This window comes from Anabaena sp. 4-3, assembly GCF_001597745.1.
Lineage (GTDB): Bacteria > Cyanobacteriota > Cyanobacteriia > Cyanobacteriales > Nostocaceae > Trichormus.
In genome coordinates, this window is the sequence record NZ_LUHJ01000076.1 from 45,732 (window position 1) to 63,327 (window position 17,596).

14 protein-coding genes are annotated in these 17,596 nt (G+C 38.5%); 2 read left to right on the forward strand and 12 right to left on the reverse strand.

Going from position 1 to position 17,596, the window contains the following annotated elements:
- Position 1: 1 nt before the first annotated feature.
- Positions 2–1,255, reverse strand: coding sequence for a murein transglycosylase A (locus tag A3775_RS22500; RefSeq protein WP_197480221.1), 1,254 nt, complete (start codon positions 1,253–1,255; stop codon positions 2–4).
- Positions 1,256–1,510: a hypothetical protein gene (locus A3775_RS22505; RefSeq protein ID WP_066382165.1), complete on the reverse strand. Its 255-nt coding sequence runs from the start codon at positions 1,508–1,510 to the stop codon at positions 1,256–1,258.
- A 296-nt stretch (positions 1,511–1,806) separates the two neighbouring features.
- Here A3775_RS22505 and A3775_RS22510 point away from each other — a divergent pair, with 296 nt between their 5' ends.
- Positions 1,807–3,192, forward strand: a complete 1,386-nt coding sequence (locus A3775_RS22510; protein WP_066426889.1) for a serine/threonine-protein kinase — start codon at positions 1,807–1,809, stop codon at positions 3,190–3,192.
- 106 nt (positions 3,193–3,298) lie between these two features.
- Here A3775_RS22510 and A3775_RS22515 read toward each other — a convergent pair whose 3' ends face one another.
- Positions 3,299–4,201 (reverse strand): DUF3365 domain-containing protein, encoded by a 903-nt coding sequence (locus tag A3775_RS22515; RefSeq protein WP_066426891.1) that lies wholly within the window; start codon positions 4,199–4,201, stop codon positions 3,299–3,301.
- Between the two features lie 285 nt (positions 4,202–4,486).
- Between A3775_RS22515 and A3775_RS22520 the strand changes: the two genes are divergently transcribed.
- A complete protein-coding gene (locus tag A3775_RS22520; protein WP_066426893.1) occupies positions 4,487–5,353 on the forward strand; it encodes a phosphate/phosphite/phosphonate ABC transporter substrate-binding protein in 867 nt (288 codons plus the stop codon).
- 80 nt (positions 5,354–5,433) lie between these two features.
- On the opposite strand, the gene A3775_RS22525 is transcribed toward A3775_RS22520, so the two are convergent.
- From A3775_RS22525 to A3775_RS22565, 9 genes are all read right to left on the reverse strand, one after another.
- Positions 5,434–7,215 carry an ABC transporter ATP-binding protein/permease gene (locus A3775_RS22525; RefSeq protein WP_066426895.1) on the reverse strand — a complete coding sequence of 594 codons (1,782 nt, stop codon included), beginning with the start codon at positions 7,213–7,215 and terminating at the stop codon, positions 5,434–5,436.
- A gap of 185 nt (positions 7,216–7,400) precedes the next feature.
- The gene (locus tag A3775_RS22530; RefSeq protein ID WP_231867064.1) at positions 7,401–8,786 is read right to left on the reverse strand and encodes an MFS transporter; all 1,386 of its coding nucleotides are present in this window, start codon (positions 8,784–8,786) and stop codon (positions 7,401–7,403) included.
- 2 nt (positions 8,787–8,788) lie between these two features.
- On the reverse strand, positions 8,789–10,060 hold the full coding sequence (locus A3775_RS22535; RefSeq protein WP_066426897.1) for a glycosyltransferase family 4 protein: 1,272 nt from the start codon (positions 10,058–10,060) through the stop codon (positions 8,789–8,791).
- 254 nt (positions 10,061–10,314) lie between these two features.
- Positions 10,315–11,829, reverse strand: coding sequence for an MBOAT family protein (locus tag A3775_RS22540; RefSeq protein ID WP_066426900.1), 1,515 nt, complete (start codon positions 11,827–11,829; stop codon positions 10,315–10,317).
- 13 nt (positions 11,830–11,842) lie between these two features.
- A complete protein-coding gene (locus tag A3775_RS22545) occupies positions 11,843–12,109 on the reverse strand; it encodes an acyl carrier protein (protein ID WP_066382151.1) in 267 nt (88 codons plus the stop codon).
- A gap of 5 nt (positions 12,110–12,114) precedes the next feature.
- Positions 12,115–13,746, reverse strand: coding sequence for an amino acid adenylation domain-containing protein (locus A3775_RS22550; protein ID WP_066382149.1), 1,632 nt, complete (start codon positions 13,744–13,746; stop codon positions 12,115–12,117).
- Between the two features lie 70 nt (positions 13,747–13,816).
- A complete protein-coding gene (locus A3775_RS22555; protein ID WP_066382147.1) occupies positions 13,817–14,461 on the reverse strand; it encodes a hypothetical protein in 645 nt (214 codons plus the stop codon).
- A gap of 57 nt (positions 14,462–14,518) precedes the next feature.
- On the reverse strand, positions 14,519–15,631 hold the full coding sequence (locus A3775_RS22560) for a hypothetical protein (protein WP_066426902.1): 1,113 nt from the start codon (positions 15,629–15,631) through the stop codon (positions 14,519–14,521).
- 39 nt (positions 15,632–15,670) lie between these two features.
- Positions 15,671–17,473, reverse strand: coding sequence for an ABC transporter substrate-binding protein (locus tag A3775_RS22565; RefSeq protein ID WP_066426904.1), 1,803 nt, complete (start codon positions 17,471–17,473; stop codon positions 15,671–15,673).
- Between the last annotated feature and the right edge of the window lie 123 nt (positions 17,474–17,596).

Genomic DNA, 17,596 nt, shown 5'->3' on the forward strand with positions numbered 1-17,596 from the left:
TTTATTCTTTGAGCAGCAAATAATATAGTGAACCATTGCCGCCTGTAACGCCTGCGCGATCGCCTGCTAGTTTACCAGTTCCCATGAAATAATCAACTCTACCAGGGCCTTTGATCGCACTACCTGTATCTTGATCTAGCACAAACCGATTAACTCGCCGATACTCTAGCCTACCACCGCCTGCCGGATAAGGTAATGAAGTCTCAACTAATGCTAGTGCGCCGGGAGGCATCAGTGACTTGTCTGTGGCAATGGAACGCTCGGCGGTAACTGGTACATTGATACTACCAATAGGTTGTTTATTCTCTCTTTCTTGGAAGAAAATAAACCGTTCCCAACGTGGCAGATAATTATTTAACTCGTGGGGTTGTTGACGGAAAAAACTGATCATCTTGGGCATGGTTAAGCCTGGTAATGGCAGTTTGCCGTCTTTGGCTAATTCTCGCCCGATACTTGTCCAAGGATAATCAGTTGCACCTGCAAAACCAATGGCGGTTCTAGTACCATTAGGTAACTGAATTTGGGCTGAACCTTGAATATGAATCAAGTAAGCATCCAGGCGATCGCGGAACCAGAGCAATTCTAAACCGCGCAGTTTGCTTTTATTCCCCAATAAACCATTTTTGCCCTCTAATTGTAGGCGTGTGGGGTGGGGTTTAGGCCATTTGTCAAAATTAGGCGGTCTTCGGTACACTGGATACTTATATACTGAAGTCCTGACTCGGCTAGCCTGATAAACAGGCTGGTAGTAAGAGGTAAACTTCACAGTACCCTTGCCGTCATTACCTACAGACTGGTAAAAAGCAAACTCTCGCTGTACAGCCGCTTGCAGTTGGGCTGCTGATCTAGAATTGACAACCAATTGCCGAAACCGCAACAAACTGCGACGTACACGATTCAGGGTAATTCCCTGAACAGGATAATTTTGATATATCCGTTTGGCGGTATTTGTTTCTAGATAACGCAGACTGTTATCAATTGATGATAACAACGCCTGGCGATCGCCTCGTTGACTCCCACTACCAAAAATCTGCTCATCCCAACCCAAGCAAGTATTTTGGGCGGTACAATTACCGATATTGACTAATCTCAGTGGTGCTTCAATCTCAGGATTGCTGGGCTTAACTGGCGGCTGTAACTCAGGGCTGGCCGCATTGGGTGGCGGAACATTAATGATTACCTGAGCCGCAGCGATTTGGTTGACAAACGCAATTCCCAGACTCAAGGAAAGCGAAGCAAGGGTTTTTTTCATCATTTAGTTGAATCTTTCAACGCTAGAACTAAACACTGGTTCTACCCGGATAGCAATAATCCGAGATGGACGCACCACCATATACTCCCCTTGAATATTCTTGATCGGTACGCTGATAAAGTCATGAGAAGTAGACTTGGGTACAAGTTCCCCGCTATACCATTTTTGAAAATCTTGAATAGTGGGAAACCTCACTTCTTCACGATGACCACTGTCTAATAATAGGTAGACTGCGTATTCATTCGGAGTTCTAGGCATAAGATTGAATCTGAAAAAAAAACTTCAACCAATTGTTACCCAGGATACCCCAGAATGAAAAGGGTAAGCATACGGGAGCAAGAAAAGCTGTTCGGGAAAGTTCTATATTAATCACTCATGACAGTTGACTCTTAACTGTGGATTTTTACTTTCCCCTTAGACGGTTAATGGCTGCATCAGTTCCCCAGAATTTTTGTAGCACTACACTGGCACTAGATAAATTTTCTTGCTAATTTGTTTTTACCTATCTTGGTGATCATGTCAAGATGAAGATGAGGACTTAGACAAGTCAGACAATGTTAGGAAACTTACTTGCTCGACGTTATCAAATTCTGCAAATCTTAGGAGGAGGAGGATTTGGTCAAACATACATTGCCCTGGACACCCAACGCCCAGGACATCCCAAATGTGTTGTTAAGCAGTTTCGCCCTGTAACTCATAACCCTGGGTTTTTGGAAACTGCCAGAAGGTTATTTACCAGTGAAGCAGAAACTCTCGAAAAACTCGGTCATCACGAGCAAATTCCTCGACTGTTGGCATACTTTGAAGAAAACCAAGATTTCTTTTTGGTGCAAGAGTATATTGAGGGGCATGCTCTCAAGGCGGAAATTTTACCTGATCACAAATGGACAGAAAATCAAGTTATATTCCTATTGCAGCAGATATTAAATATACTCAAATTTATTCACAGTCACAACGTTATTCATCGAGATATTAAGCCTGACAATATTATTCGCCGCATAATTGACAATAAGTTAGTCATGATTGACTTTGGCGCAGTTAAACAAGTCCGCACCCAAATGAATACAAATCCTGAGCAAATAGAGATAACTGTGGCTATTGGTACACCAGGATATACATCTATAGAACAGGGACAGGGTAAACCGCAGGCTAACAGTGATATTTATTCTTTAGGTGTTATTTGTATTCAAGCACTGACAGGAATACATCCCAGGGAATTTGAAGAACATCCTCACACCAGAGAAATTCTTTGGCAACATCGGGCTATGGTGAGTCCGCCGTTGGCATCTATCATCTCGAAAATGGTGCTAATTAATTTCAAGCAGCGTTATCAGTCAGCTAAAGAGGTTTTAGAAGAATTACAGCAAAATTTTCCGTTTATAGTTGAAACTCCATTAACTCAAACACCATCCGTATGGACATCACAGCCGCCAATTTCAGTATCCCCGCAACAGGCAATTGCTGATCAAAGCGGTTCTATTTTGTCGCCAGAAAAGCGCGATCGCCTGGAGAAGATTCTGGTAGAATTAGTTGGCCCTGTAGCCAAGACATTATTACGACGGGCAGCATCAGCACCCAATTACCAACAACTCATCGATAATTTGTGCCTACATCTACCAGAACATCAACGAATTGAGTTTCAAGAAAAAACAATCTTCTTGTTAGAAGAAGAATCTCATACCCAGCGACAGACTTCCTCCCAGGCGGTGCCAAGCAGAACTCCTCCCATAAACAACAACTCAACCATCAGCGACAGTTTTCTCCGTGAATGCGAGCAAGAATTAGTTAATTTAATCGGCCCTATCGCTGTTTTTCTGATTCAAAAAGCTATCAAATCTACTAATGGACAAATTTCTCGTACAGAATTTGTCAAAAGTTTAGCTGCTAGCATTCCAGATACACAAAAATCTTTACAATTTCAACAGCGATTTCTGTCTTGAAAAAGGGACTGGGAACTCTGAAGAAGCAGGGGAGGCAGGGGTAGAAAAATCCAATTCCCAATGACTAATGACTAATGACTAATAACTAATAACTAATAACTAATAACTAATATCCTTGTTGATTGAGCATATCCATCGCTATTTTTAAGCTAGCTTTCATGCGATTGAATGCTGCTGCTAAACCACCAATTTCATCTTTAGAAGTTTCATCAAAATCAGCACTCATATCACCAGTGCTAACTTTTTGAGCAATTTTTTCTATCTTTTTAATTCTCTGAATTACCGTTTTTTTGATTAAAAAGTTAATTAAAAATAAAACAACTGTAAAAATAGCAATTAACAACCCCATAATCAACGACCAACTACTCTGGGCATAATTAAAAATCCGTTGGGAAGGAACAGAAATAATTTGAGCCGCAACAATTTCATTGAGTTGCCATCCAAAACCGTTTTTTGTACCATAGGTGATCAACTGGCTCTTAGGTGCTAATTCTGGTGTAGAATGGCATCGCAGACAAGTCTTTTGCGTAATTGCTAGCGGTCTCGCTATATAAAATACTTCACCTTCAGGTAGTGTACGAAAGCCGACAATTTCTTTAGTCTGCGTTTCTCTGCGAAATCGCTCGACAATTTGAGCCTCGAAGTCATCAGCTTTATCTCTGAGATTAGTAGGATTGAGTGTGGCTTCTTTATAGAGAAAATTTTCATTTCCTTCAGTTTTCCGAAAATTCTCAAATACTTCTGTTGCAGAAAAAGCTGGTACTGTTTCGGGAATAAAGGCTGTTCCTGTTTCTAGTTGTGGTGCTAATAAAGGATTGATTCTGTCTTGCGTATAACTTCTCACGGCATTCATGGTTTTCATCAAAATTAGTGCTTGCGAACTAACTTCATTTTGCGCTCTTTGTTGTAACAAGCTTGATAATATAGCACCACTTAGACAAATACTGATGATGAAAACTAATATTAAAAGCAAGTTGAATTTACTACCAATTTTTAAGTTATTTAACATATTTCCCCGCTTAGTCAGCGTCAATATTGACAATTGTAATTAGTCAAAACCTAGGTATTTTAAAATTTTTAGCTTAGTTGATTTGAGTTACTTAGCGATTTTTTTTAATAAAAACTTAACTTCTTTCAGTTAAAATTAATAAGATATCGTATCATATTTAAGGTGATGAAAACAGGAATAAAAGTAAATAAATATTAATTTATGTTGTCAAAGATTTAAGTATAATTTGAATCAAGCTAAATTTATAAGCAGATATAGAAACAAGTTATTGAACTATAAATAGTGATGGTGTGGCGATTTTCACGGCGGTTATTGCTGTTAAATTTACTGGGGTTAACAGTTGCTAGATGCTCATCAGCACCAACTTATCGAGGTAAATTAACGATTGGTGTGATTAATTATGATGGAGACGCAGAAATCATTAACAAATATGCAAAATTCAATCGTTACTTGGGAGAAAAAACTAAAGCCAGTATTCAATTAGAGCCAACGTTTAATGAGAATAAAGCGATTGAGCGTTTGCAAGCTCAAGCTTGGTCTTTGGTGTTTGCCCCACCAGGGTTAGCAGCGATCGCGATCGCACGCTCTCAATATATTCCGATTTTTCCGTTGGTGGGTGTGAGTAATTTACGCTCAATCATTGTGGTTCGTAAAGATAACCCTATCCGCGAGTTAAAGCAGCTACAAGGTAAAACGGTGGCTTTAGGTCAACCAGGGTCAGCTACAGGATATTATCTACCCTTGTATAATCTTTACGGATTGACACTAGGAGAAATTATGTTTGCTCCCACTCCAAAAACGTTGCTAGAGTGGGTAGCAGATGGAAAAGCTACGGCTGGTGCTGTTTCCCTGGCAGAATTTAATCTCTACAGTTCCCAATTGAGCCAAACCCAGTTCCACATCCTGCACACAGATCCTCACTATGTCCCGCCTGGGGTAGTTTTAATTAGTCCCACTATCAAGAGCGATCGCGTAGAATCGATCCGTAAAGCAATGAGTGAGTTTGCAGGTGTTTCGGCTCAAGAAGTCGGATATGTCCCGAATGGGAAAGTCCCAGATTATCAATACATGATTTCTGTAGTAGAACGTGTGAAATTAATTGCTGATCAACTGCAAAATCAGCCGGTGCAATTATTCAAAAAAACAACATGAACTACCCCACTCCTAAAAAACACAGGGAGTGGGGAATAGGGAGTAGGGAGTGGGGTGTAGGGGTGCTGTTGACAAATCCTCTAGTTGTTAGCTTTTTGATGGTGATAATCTTGCACGCTTAACAGTTGCCAACTAGAATCCGGCGTAAGTTCCAAAACCCATTGATGATAATCAAATAAGCTTTCTCTATGCCCTACACTAATAAATGTTGTGTTTGTCTCTTGTAACTGCTGATATAAATTGCCTTCATTTTGCAAATCTAAAGCACTTGTGGCTTCATCTAAGATGGTAAATCTGGGATGGCTGATTAATAGTCGTGCGAAGGCCAGACGTTGTTGTTCTCCCAACGATAATATATTTTCCCAAGGAACTTCAGTATCAAAGCCATCGACTCGATTTAGCAAGTTTTGCAAGTTAACTTGTTGCAACACTTCTTGAAGTTGTGCATCGGTTATCTGACGATTTGTATAAGGGTAAAGTAACTGCTCGCGCAAAGTTCCTAAAATGATGTAAGGACGTTGGGGAAGAAATAACACTTCTTCTAGAGGAGGTCGCACCAGACGGCCAGTTCCCGAATTCCACAAACCTGCGATCGCTCTCAGTAAAGAACTTTTCCCTCTACCACTCGGCCCAACAATTAATAAACCTTCTCCTGGTTTCACAGAAAGTGATAAATTTTCAACGATTACTTGTTCATAGTTAGGTGTTTGTAAGGTAATATCCTCAAAAGCCAGACGCTTGTCTTCTATGGTTTTAATTGTATTGACATTCTCTGGTTGTTTTGTGACATCTTCTAACACATCTGCAAAATCAGATAACCGCTTAACGTAACTCGAAAATTGCCCAGAAATCCCAAATTCATTAATTAATTCGCCTAAAGCAGTCGCAAACAACGCACAAGCAATAGCAGCTTGACTAATTTCACTAAATTCCATTTTGCCTTGAATGTCTAAAGGCCCAAAGACAATAAATGGAAATATTTGGATTGCTGCTTGATATCCTCTATTGAAAATATCATTATTGCGTTCCCAATTAATTTTACTTTTAGCACTTTTAATCAAATGCAAAAATCTGCGCTTAAGAATATTAAACTCTTGGTTTTCTCCCTGAAAGAAAGCGATAGATTCAGCGTGATTCCGCACATGAGTTAGTGCATAACTGTAGTCTGCTTTTGATTCAAGTTCTTCTTGATTTATCTGATTTAATTCTTGATTTAAGTAGACAGCAATCAAATTACCTATGATTGTATAAGTCACTAGAATGATTGCAGCTTGCTGAGAAATTGACCAAAGAATAATTAAAAAAGCTATCATTTCCAGAACTTTTTCTAACAAAGTAGCTGAAAACTTCAGAGAACTACTGGCAATAGGTTCAAGTTCTTGAGATAGCCGTTGATCTGGATTCTCAATCTCAGAGCTAAAATTGATTTTATAATAAGCTCGACCACTTAAATATTTTGACAAGATATCATTATTAAGCCATTGATACCAATCAAGAGCAATCTGTTTTCTGACGAATTTAGAAAGCCCTACTAAGATTGTTACTAATACAAGTCCAAAGCCATAAAGCCATAAAACATTAAAAAACTTAGATAAATCCTTATCTTTAATGATGGTATCGAGTAAATAACGATTAATAAAACTATTAAAAACGCTGGTTCCTACCATTCCAAAGATTAATAAGACCAACAAAACGAGCATTGCCCAAGACCGAATCACATCTGAAAATGCTCTTTCACCTGGCTTTGTAGGATACCAATAAGGAACTGCAATCACTTGCACATCTTTCCAAAATTGAAAAAAAGATGACAACGGAGAATTACTATCTTTTACAGCTTGATTGTTAATAACTTGAGCTTGCATATTTTATAGTAAACAGGTGGAAAATTTTTTATTACTGTATCATTTAAACAGAGGCAAATATAGTTAAATAAGATGACTAAATAGGCTGTTTATAAACTATAAATTTATCCGCGTACCCTGGGGGTAGGCTTACGCCATCGTAAGAGAAGCAAGCTATATCTGCGTTCATCTGCGTGCATCTGCGTTTAATTCTGACTTCCCACTGTGGGTCTAGCAGAAATACTTACGTCTCGTGTTGCTAAAGTCACATCATGAGGAATATCAGGTAGTTCATCTTCTACAAGTCTCAGACGAGGATAGAAGTAAGCAATACAGGTTGTCGAAATAGTTAAAATTCCCGTGATGACTAACAAAAGTCCCATACCGCGACCTGTACCGACACCAATAACTTGTCCGATACTACCTGCTAACAAACCGTCACTAGACATCAAGGGTTCAAAAACCTTTTCTGCTAGGGGGCCAATGGTAATGTAGCCCAGAGGTAAACCTACAGCTTCGATCGCACCTTTGATCGAAAATACTCTACCCTGTACTAATGGTTCTACCTTCGACTGAAAAATCGCTTGAGTTGAACTAGCAATTATTGGTCGAATCAAAAAGAATAAAAAGATACCCGCAATAAAAACCACAATAGAAGCTTGAAAACCAGCTATCATCAATAACGCACCCGTGAGCAGCATACAGGTGTATATCACATTCATGTTATTTTCCATACCTCCCCAAATACCCATGAGCAAGCCTCCTGCTAAAATGGCTACGCCAAAGAGGGAAATAATAGTTCCCAACACTGTTACAGGCGCAAAAGATAATACTAGGGGTGTAGTGATCACCTGAACAGTTCCGACTAGAAAAAGGCTATAAGCTGAGATGATTAACAATCCTAGTAGTCCTGGTCTAGCTAATAAATAGCTGAAGCCATAAGTTGTTTCTTTAAAAAAAGAACTTTCTTCACTGGCAACAGCAGCGTTGGATTTTGGGAACTGAACCCACAACAGGAAACCAAGACTCAACAAGACAGTGGTGATATGCAGTATAATAATTCCTTGCAGAGAAATCAGACCTAACAGCACACCGCCTAAAGGTGGAGCGATAACCCGCGCTGTACCGTTCATAAAACTGAGCATTCCATTAGCCCTACCGAGGTGTTGTTTTGGAACTAGGAGGGTGATGGAAGCAATGAAAGCTGGCATCTGAAAAGCCATGAACACAGCACTTAACGTATTGGCTAAGTAAATTTGCCACATTTCCAACCGACCGAGGAGCAATAAAACTGCGATCGCCACAGTTGGTAAAATTGCCAGTAAGTCACTGATAATCATTGTCCATTTACGATCCCACCGATCCACAAATAACCCAGCTACGGGCGCAAGTAAAATCAGAGGTAAAGTATTAGCCAGGGAAATCAAAGCAAATTGAGTCACAGAACCAGTTTGTTCATAAACCCAAACATCCAAAGCAAATGCGCTCACGGTGCTACCAATGGATGCTATCAGTTGTCCCACCCAAACAATGATAAACAGTTTCATCTCACGGAAAATAGTCAGTGGCGTTTTTTCCAAACTTGCCAACATGATCAACCCCTCAGTGATGTAGTTACATTTTTCATCATTGTCTGATAGTGGTGTAACAGTTGTTGCGCCTGATCATCCCAATCAAACTTTTCTACTGCTTGCTGCCTTCCTGCTTCACCCATTGCTTGACGCAGATTATCATCTAAAAGCAGTCGCAGCATAGCCTCAGCTAAATCATCTACATCCCCACGTTCCACTAATAACCCTGTTTTTCCATCCTTCACCAGTTCGGGAAAAGCACCCCCACGGGTAGCAATCACAGGTAATCCCATTGACATCGCTTCCACAACAGGCATCCCAAACGGCTCATTCCAGACAGAGGGAAAAACGAATATATCAGCTTGTTGATAATATTCCAATAGTTGGAAATGGGGAATTTTACCCAAGAAATCAACTGAACTAGCGGCGTTATCAGCAATTCGCTTTTGCAATTGCAATTTATAGCTACCTTGATAATAAGGACGCAGATTTTGAGTGTGTGGGTCTTGTTTATCAAGCATATACCACGGTACTAATGCGTTTTCTGCACCAACAAGTTTTAGTTGTACTTGGGGATAACGAGATACTAATTTATTAAAGGCATCAATTAAAATATGTACACCCTTTTCTGGGGAAATTCTGCCGACAAATAGAATTTGTTTAATATCTTTTTTATCTGGTTTTCTATTGTAATTATTTGGGATAGTAAAGTGACGAGTATCTACGCCGTTGTAAAGAGTTTGGCTATTAACTTGAGGTAAGTATTTACGAACTTGATTTATTACGTAATTGCTGCATCCAACTACCAAATCAACTGACTTAAGGTGCTGTTCTACCATGACTGGATCTAGCAACGGCAGAAAATCACTATGTATATGTAAGACTATTTTGGCGTGGGGATTATAAGCACGCATCAGAGGAACAAATTGAGAAACAATGTTGATATGGATAACATCACATTGTTGTGCTTGGATATCCTGAGCAACTTGGCGGTAAAATTCAGGAAAAAACAATTTAGAAGCATAAAAAGGTCGTTGAGAATTGGAGATATTCCAACTATCAACAACACTTAATAAGTCTAAGATTTTATCAAGCCGTGATTCCGGGATGCGGCGATAAATGATGCCATCTTCTTGATATTCCAATTCTTGATAGTGACCTTTTGAACCATAGAATAAAACCTGATGCCCAGCACGAGCTAAACGCAGTGCCAAGGCATAGGATACGAGTCTTACTCCCCCAGTTTTCGGGGGTTCAGCTAGGGTAATTGGATAATCAAAGAAGGCGATTTTCATAATTTTGATGACTTGCTTGAGAATTGGTAAATTCCCTATTTGCTCTCATTGAGAACAGTTAAATTATTTTTTACCAAATCTGCAATTTTCTGCTTGTAATATTCCTTGGTAATAATTAGTTTTCTTGATTAAACGCAGAGGAGCGCATTCGCGTAGCGTCTCGCAGAAAAGTTAGCGCGGAGGTACGCTGAGTTAGGCTAAATTTCATCGGTTACTTAGGAGAAAGACTAATTCTTTAATCCCTGTTTGGCTCACTAAAACTGAAAGTAGACAAAGGGTTGAGGACTGATAGCTATCAGCCTCAGTATGGTTGAAACTAACACCCCATAGAAAACCGCAAAACTCCATTGAGGAATTTTTTCCCACCAATCTTTGAACCAATTTTTATAGGCTGCCCAGTGTATGATAATTAAGGGGATAAAAATTAATCCCATTTGCAGGTCTAGATTTTGCGAGCCTGGAGAATTGAGCAAAACAAAAGATTTGGTAATTTGCAAACCACTGGCTAAATCGTTACTTCGCAAGAAGATTGTTGAGGCACAAACCCAGTAAAATGTTAAAGGGATACCGAGAATTTTTCTTAATGGTAAAAGTTGTTTGTAGGGAGCAATCCACATTGACCATTGCTTGTGAAAAATTAAAGCTATGCCATTCAATCCTCCCCATATTACAAAATGCCAAGCTGCTCCATGCCATAAGCCTGATAGGAGCATTGTAATTAAAATATTGGCGTATGCTAGCAGTTCTATGTGTTGACTTTTGCGGAATTTAATCATCAACGGGAAGTAAACATAGTCTCGCAGCCAACTGTAGAGGGTGATGTGCCAACGTTGCCAAAAATCTGTGATATTGCTGGAAAAGTAGGGAAAATTAAAGTTTAGCGGTAGCTTGTATCCCAGTAACCCTGCACAGGCGATCGCCATATCTGAATAGCCAGAAAAGTCGCAGTATACTTGTATAGCAAAAGCAATCACTGCTAACCAACAACTCAAGGCTGTATAAATTTCTGGATGAGCAAAATACTGATCTGCTAAGGGAGAAAGATTGTCTGCAATACAAGCTTTTTTAAAATATCCCACGAAAAACAGTATTAAATATCCCCTGATATCAACCTCATCTAAGGTTTTTGGTGTTAGCAGTTGCGGTAAAAAGCTCGATGCACGCACAATTGGCCCTGCAACAAGTTGCGGGAAAAAAGATACAAACAGAGCGAAATCAGCAAAATTTCGGGTAGTTTTGAGTTTACCTAAATAGACATCAAAGCAATAACTCAGAATTTGAAAAGTGTAAAAACTAATCCCTACTGGCAAAATGATTTCCAGAGTTTTTACGCTAACAGGTATCCCCAAAAAAGTTAATAAATTTGCGGCTGAGTCAGCAAAAAAATTATAGTATTTAAAAAATCCTAATATTCCCAGATTCCATACTAAACAGAATGCTAACCATGCTTGGCGTTGCTGTTGGTTCAGTGGTTTAGCCAGCAGTGCATCCCAATTCAGAGAAACTAGGTTTATCCATCTATTCTGAGTTTTTCCATTCTCTCCTAATTGGCTCTCTTGCTCCTGTGGTTTAGACAGAATTAAACCGACAAAGTAGCCAATGGCTGTTGAGAGAAATAGTAAAGAAAGAAAACGCCAGTCCCAAGCACCGTAGAAAATATAGCTACAGACTAGCAACCAAAATTTTCGATGATTGTGTTTTTGCAAAGCCCAATAGATGCAAAACACAATCAAAAAGCACAATAAAAACCGAAATTCTGTAAATACCATGTTTATTTAGGGCTTACATTTTTTTGACAACTAAAGACTTGACAGCATTAACTGTTGCAAAGTTATCTGTCACAAATTCGTCAGGATTTAATGTAAATCCAAACTTTTCTTCCAGAAAACCAGCCAGTTTAAAAAGACTCATTGAGTCAATGATTCCTTCGGCAATTAAGGGTAAATCATTGTCCAAGTTAACATGAGGTTGATTGTACATAAACTTTTGTACAATATGGTCTTTAATTATTTGCTCTATTTGTGAATCGGTGTAATTGTTGATTGCCATAATTCTTACTTTCCTTGTCCAACTGTGTTCAACACTTTTGTAGGTTTTTCAATTGCTTCTGTACGCAGTAAATTTCTATCAATTTTACCTGTGATGGTTTTCGGCAAAGAGTTAAGCCGAAATTCAATTTTCTCAGGAATCATGTATTTTGGCAGACGCTCTGCACAAAAATATTGTAAATCATGTTCTTGGAGATTGCTTCCTTGTTTGGTAACAACTACAGCCTCAATGCGATTGTTGATTTGCTCATCAGGAATAGCAATCACTACTGCTTCTTCAATATCGGGATGACTGTAAAGGGTAGTTTCAATTTCTCCTAATTCAATCCGATATCCACGACTCTTGATTTGATGGTCACGACGACCTATATAAATATAGTTGCCATTTGTATCTTGTTGGACAATATCGCCAGTACGAAAGACAATTTCTGCACCTAGATGGGGATTGATGACATAAGGAATTAAAACTTCTTTGGTTTTTTCTGGGTTTTTCCAGTATCCTTTCATCAGTGATGAACCTCGCATACAAAGTTCTCCACTTTCTCCAGGCTGAACAATTTGATTGTTGTCATTCATGACGAATAAATCAATATTAGGAAAGGCTTTCCCAATCGGAATTTTCGTCATGTCTGGGGAAATATTTTCAATGAGATAGCAGGTACGCGGGAATGCCTCGGTTGAACCGTAAAGTTGATAATATTTAGCTTGAGGAATTGACTGCATCAGTTGATGAAGATATTTTTGGGGGAAGGGTTCACCACCAAATATAATGATTCTCAAATCGGGAAATTGATATTGGTCTATATTTCCTCGGAGTACAAGTTGGGTGAGCAATGATGATACTGAAGACCAAATAGTAATTTGCTGATTGACAGTAAATTTGCTTAATTCTACTGGCAAAACGGCGAGTTCTGGGGGAACTAAAACTAGGGTAGCACCTGCCTTAATTGGCAGAAAAATATCAAAAACTGAGCCGATGAAATAGATAGAAAATAACCCGGCTATCCGATCAGTAGGCTGGATATCAAAACCTTGATATAGACAGTTAACAGAAGTCAGCAAAGCTCGATGACTAATCATCACGCCTTTAGGTTGACCTGTTGAGCCGGAAGTGTAGATAATAGTGGCTAAATCTTGGTCTATTAGACCAGTTGGTGATAGGGGAGTGTCAGGCGATCGCAACATTTCCTCCCATGTCACTACTTTGGCTGGGGAAAACTCGCTTGCTATCTTACCTCCATCTTCCAGGATGACGCATTTTAGATGTTGAGACACATCATCTGCTGCATCTTTATAGAGGTTGGTAAGCTTGGTGCTGGTAGTTACTAGAGCTTTTAGCTCACAATCTGTAATCAAAAATTTCAGCCGCTTGACTGGAGCTAATGGATCTATGGGAACATAAGCAGCACCAGATTTTAGTATGCCGTAAATAGTGGCTACTGCTGCAATGGATTTGTTGAGACAAACCCCTACGCGATCGCCTTTACCTATTCCCGCATCATTAAGTACACGCGCTAACTGATTAGAAACTTTATCTAGATTCTGATAAGTAATGCTTTGATTTTTATAAATTACAGCTTCCTTATCTGGATAATGATTTGCACTGATTTCTAAAATCTGTTGCAGTAAATATGCCATGCTTATCTTCCTAAAAGGTAGTTGTTATATGCAGGATTTATTACCAATTTCTCCTTCATACTCTGTAGATTTATCTTGCATAGGTTTGATATTCTAATCTTCTGTATTCACTGTAATTACTAGAGATACCAAATTTTTTCCCTAAATTCAGCATTAAGCAGCGATTAGATGTGACAGCAGAGTGAAACACACCTTGAGGAATCACCAGAATGGGAATATTATTAACATCCAATTCTTGGGGCGCGGCTAATTCAATGATTCTAGTAAATCCAGCTTCTTTAAGTTCTTGGTAACTCTGATAGTTAGTCGCTTGAAGGCTAGCAAGGTTAATAGGCTTGTCTTGGGATTTTAAATACATCACATCTTGGTAGACAGATTTTAAATCAATTTTTGGTAATTCAATTACTTCAACCTTGTGTGTGCCTTGCAATAAAGCTAACCAGTCTTCCTGCAATCCATGCCAATCAAAATCAGCGTTATCTCCTCCAGATATTTGCACCCAATTTTGAATATTTCCGGGATGATTGGCACAAAAAAGCTCCAGTAACAATTCTCCTTTTTCAATTTTAAAATTAGTGCAGTATTCCGCAGGAGTAGTTACGTAAGCTTTCGGAGATACAATTTCTTTCAATAAATACTCATTGAGAATAACTTCACAATCTACTCGGTTTTTATCTTGGTTATATATGCTATTGTTTTTTTCTTCGGTTTTCATAGTTTTTCACTCAAATTACAGAACTACATTTTCAGAATTTGTAAACATCAATTAAAGCTATTGCAGGTGTTGAGCAAACTTTTCAGCCAAAGTCAGCGTAAATTCTTGCGCCCCTTTGTGATTTAGATGTCTACCATCACTGCGGTTATCAAGATTATAGAAATTAGGGAAAGTATTAGGATTATTGAAAGCCAACAGGGTGGGAATATACCCTAAATCGTAAGCTTTCATAATAGCAGCATGATCTACATCGGCCTCTAAAATTGGAGGAATAAAGAAAATAGCCTCAACTTGATTGTTGCTAATCTTCTCAAAGTTCTCAATTCTGTCAACAATATTCTTTATTATTTTGATTCCATAAGAGTCAGGTGTTAATGTATTATTTTGTTCATAATCTCCTAATTTCGCTTGTTCTAATCTCTTTAGATATCCGTCTAAATACTTGGTTTGAAAAGTTTTTTGCCATTTTTCACTATTTTCCATCCAATCCATTGCATAATATCCCTCTTCCTGGAGCATTTTGTCAGTGGATGCTATTTTTTGCAGCCCCTCTGGTAAGTTTTCTTCTTGATGATGTTGCCAAAAGTTATAAAAATAACCAATGCCTAAACATCGATAAATAAAGCTTTTTGAGTTGGCATAAATGCCGCTTATTTTTTCTTTTAAAGAATAGTTAGAACTGAGAATAACTTGAAAATTTTCTATCGTTTGTAAAGGTGTATGCCAATAAACATTTCTAGCGGAAGTGGGAGCAATTAAAATAAAATCATTAACTAAACAGTCTAAAAATATCCATTTTAATTTTGCTGGTTTTAAATCTAAAACTTTTTGCAAATAGAAATCTAATTCGGCTACATTGGCAGCCATGATCCCAAAATTGAATGATTTGATATTCTTACCATTCGCTGTCATTGCTTCATCAAATATTTTGGGGATAACTTCCTGATATGTGGTACTTGCTCCAAAAAAAACGGCATCATAATCATCTTTGTGTTCAGTAAAGTATTGCCATTTAATAGCGATATCTTCAAGATTATGCGGATTGTTATAAGCTTGTGAAACTATATTGATAAATCCAGAAGTAAACATCAAAGTTAGCATAAAGATTATGCTATAAAAAAACATGATGACTGGTTTCGGCAAGACTTTTTTCAAAATATATACATTCATGGTGAATTATCTAAATATTATTAAAGAATCTTATTCTGATTAAGAAGATGCTTTTAAAGAATTGATTTTCAACTCATAAACATTCCAAAATGTTCCTTGTAAAGACGAGTGTTTCACCCCCTGAATGCGATTTTTAACAGACACCATTGATAAAGAGTTCACGAGATAAATAAACGGTAGATATTCCTGACTGAGCTTTTGAGTTTCTGCATAAATTTGTTTTCTTTCTGCTTCATTTGCTGCTGCACCTTGAATATAAAGGTCAGAAATTTTTTGTTCCCAATCTGCTACTTGCTGTCCAGTAATCGGTATTTGTCCCGCTTGGGGTTGACGATTAAAAAAGTGCCAATTTCCTTGAGTAGACCAAAAATTGATGGTTTCGTGGGGTTCTATTGTCATCGGAAAACCATCAAGAAGATGACAATCCCAATTTAAACGATTTGTTAATTTGTCTACAATCAATCCCACTGGAATTAAATTTACATCTACTTGTATCCCTATCTGACGCAAATCTTCTTCAATCAAAAGAGCAATGTTCTGCATAACTTTATTAGCAACATTGGCGGTGAGTGTAAACCGGACGCGATGTCCATCGCTATCGAATAATTCACCTTGATTGTTGTATCGAAAACCTGCTTTGATTAGTAATGCTTTGGCTTTTTGTGGGTTATATTCGTAGACTGGTAAACCTGCTTGTGGAGCAAGATAGTAAGGGCTTTGTGCTGCTATCGGCGAGTTTTGCATGGCTCCCACCCCCGCAAATATGTTGTTAATCATCCGGGGGCGATTGATGCTATATGCAACAGCTTGGCGGAATTCTACTGTATTGAACCAGCGTGATTTAATTGGATCAACTAAAGGCTGACCGTTTCTCACGCCTGTATTCAAATTAAACATCATTGCTGTAGTTCCTAGTTGAGAACCACCGTTATAAATTGTGAATTTACCCCTTTTTTCTTCTCGTTTTAATAAGGAAAAATATCTGGAATTTACATCTATATAATCCAGTCCACCAGAACGAAATTGAATTAATGAAGTATCATTATTATTGACGGTACTGATAATAATGCGTTCAATATAGGGCTGAGATTGATTGTGAATATCTTTACGCCAGTAATAAGGATTTTTACGTACAATTATCCGCTCACCGGGAATATAAGAATCTAATTTATAAGCACCGTTGCTGACAATTTGGTTGGGTGGTGTATTTGTACCCCAAGTTGAGAGAAATAACGGTCTACCTGCGGAGTCTTTTTTGATGATACTATCTCGTAGAATATGAGCAGGTAAAATTTCTAGTTTTGTTGTTCGCAGAAAGGGCGCAAAAGGTTCTGGAAGGTTAAACTCAACGCGCCAATTATCCAGTTTTTTGACGGTGGGAAAACTGCGATTTTTGCCTATTTGTAAAAAATCTTTGGCATAGGAAGGAATAGCAGGGTTAGTGTAAATATCTTTATAAGTAAAGACCACATCATCAGCAGTTAGGGGTTGACCGTCTGACCATTTTAGCCCTTTTCTGAGTGTGAAAGTAATGCGCTTTTGGTCTGCGGAAATGTCCCAAGATTCGGCTAAGGCTGGTTTAATTTCTCCTTGTCCATTTTCCCTAATTAACCCTTCATAGAGTAAATTTAAAATACCAACTCCCTGTTCCATGAGTTGGGGATTAAAAGTGTTAGGTTCAACGGGACTACTGAGAATGATTTGAGAGTCGTTGACTGGTTTGGCTAACAGTTGAGTAGGCACACAACTATTTACTGCGATCGCCACAATTCCCAGGATGAATCCTAGTATAATTGGCAATCGCCAACGGCGATTAGAAGTAAATTTCCTCAATCTTGCCATAGTTGTGTTCCCAAAAATTTCAGTTATGCCAATTTGAGAAAAGAATGCAACAGATACACAGCCCTAACTCCTTGTGATGTTTCGATTTTTTAGAGTAAGTTTTCAGCCATCCTCTTAATTTTG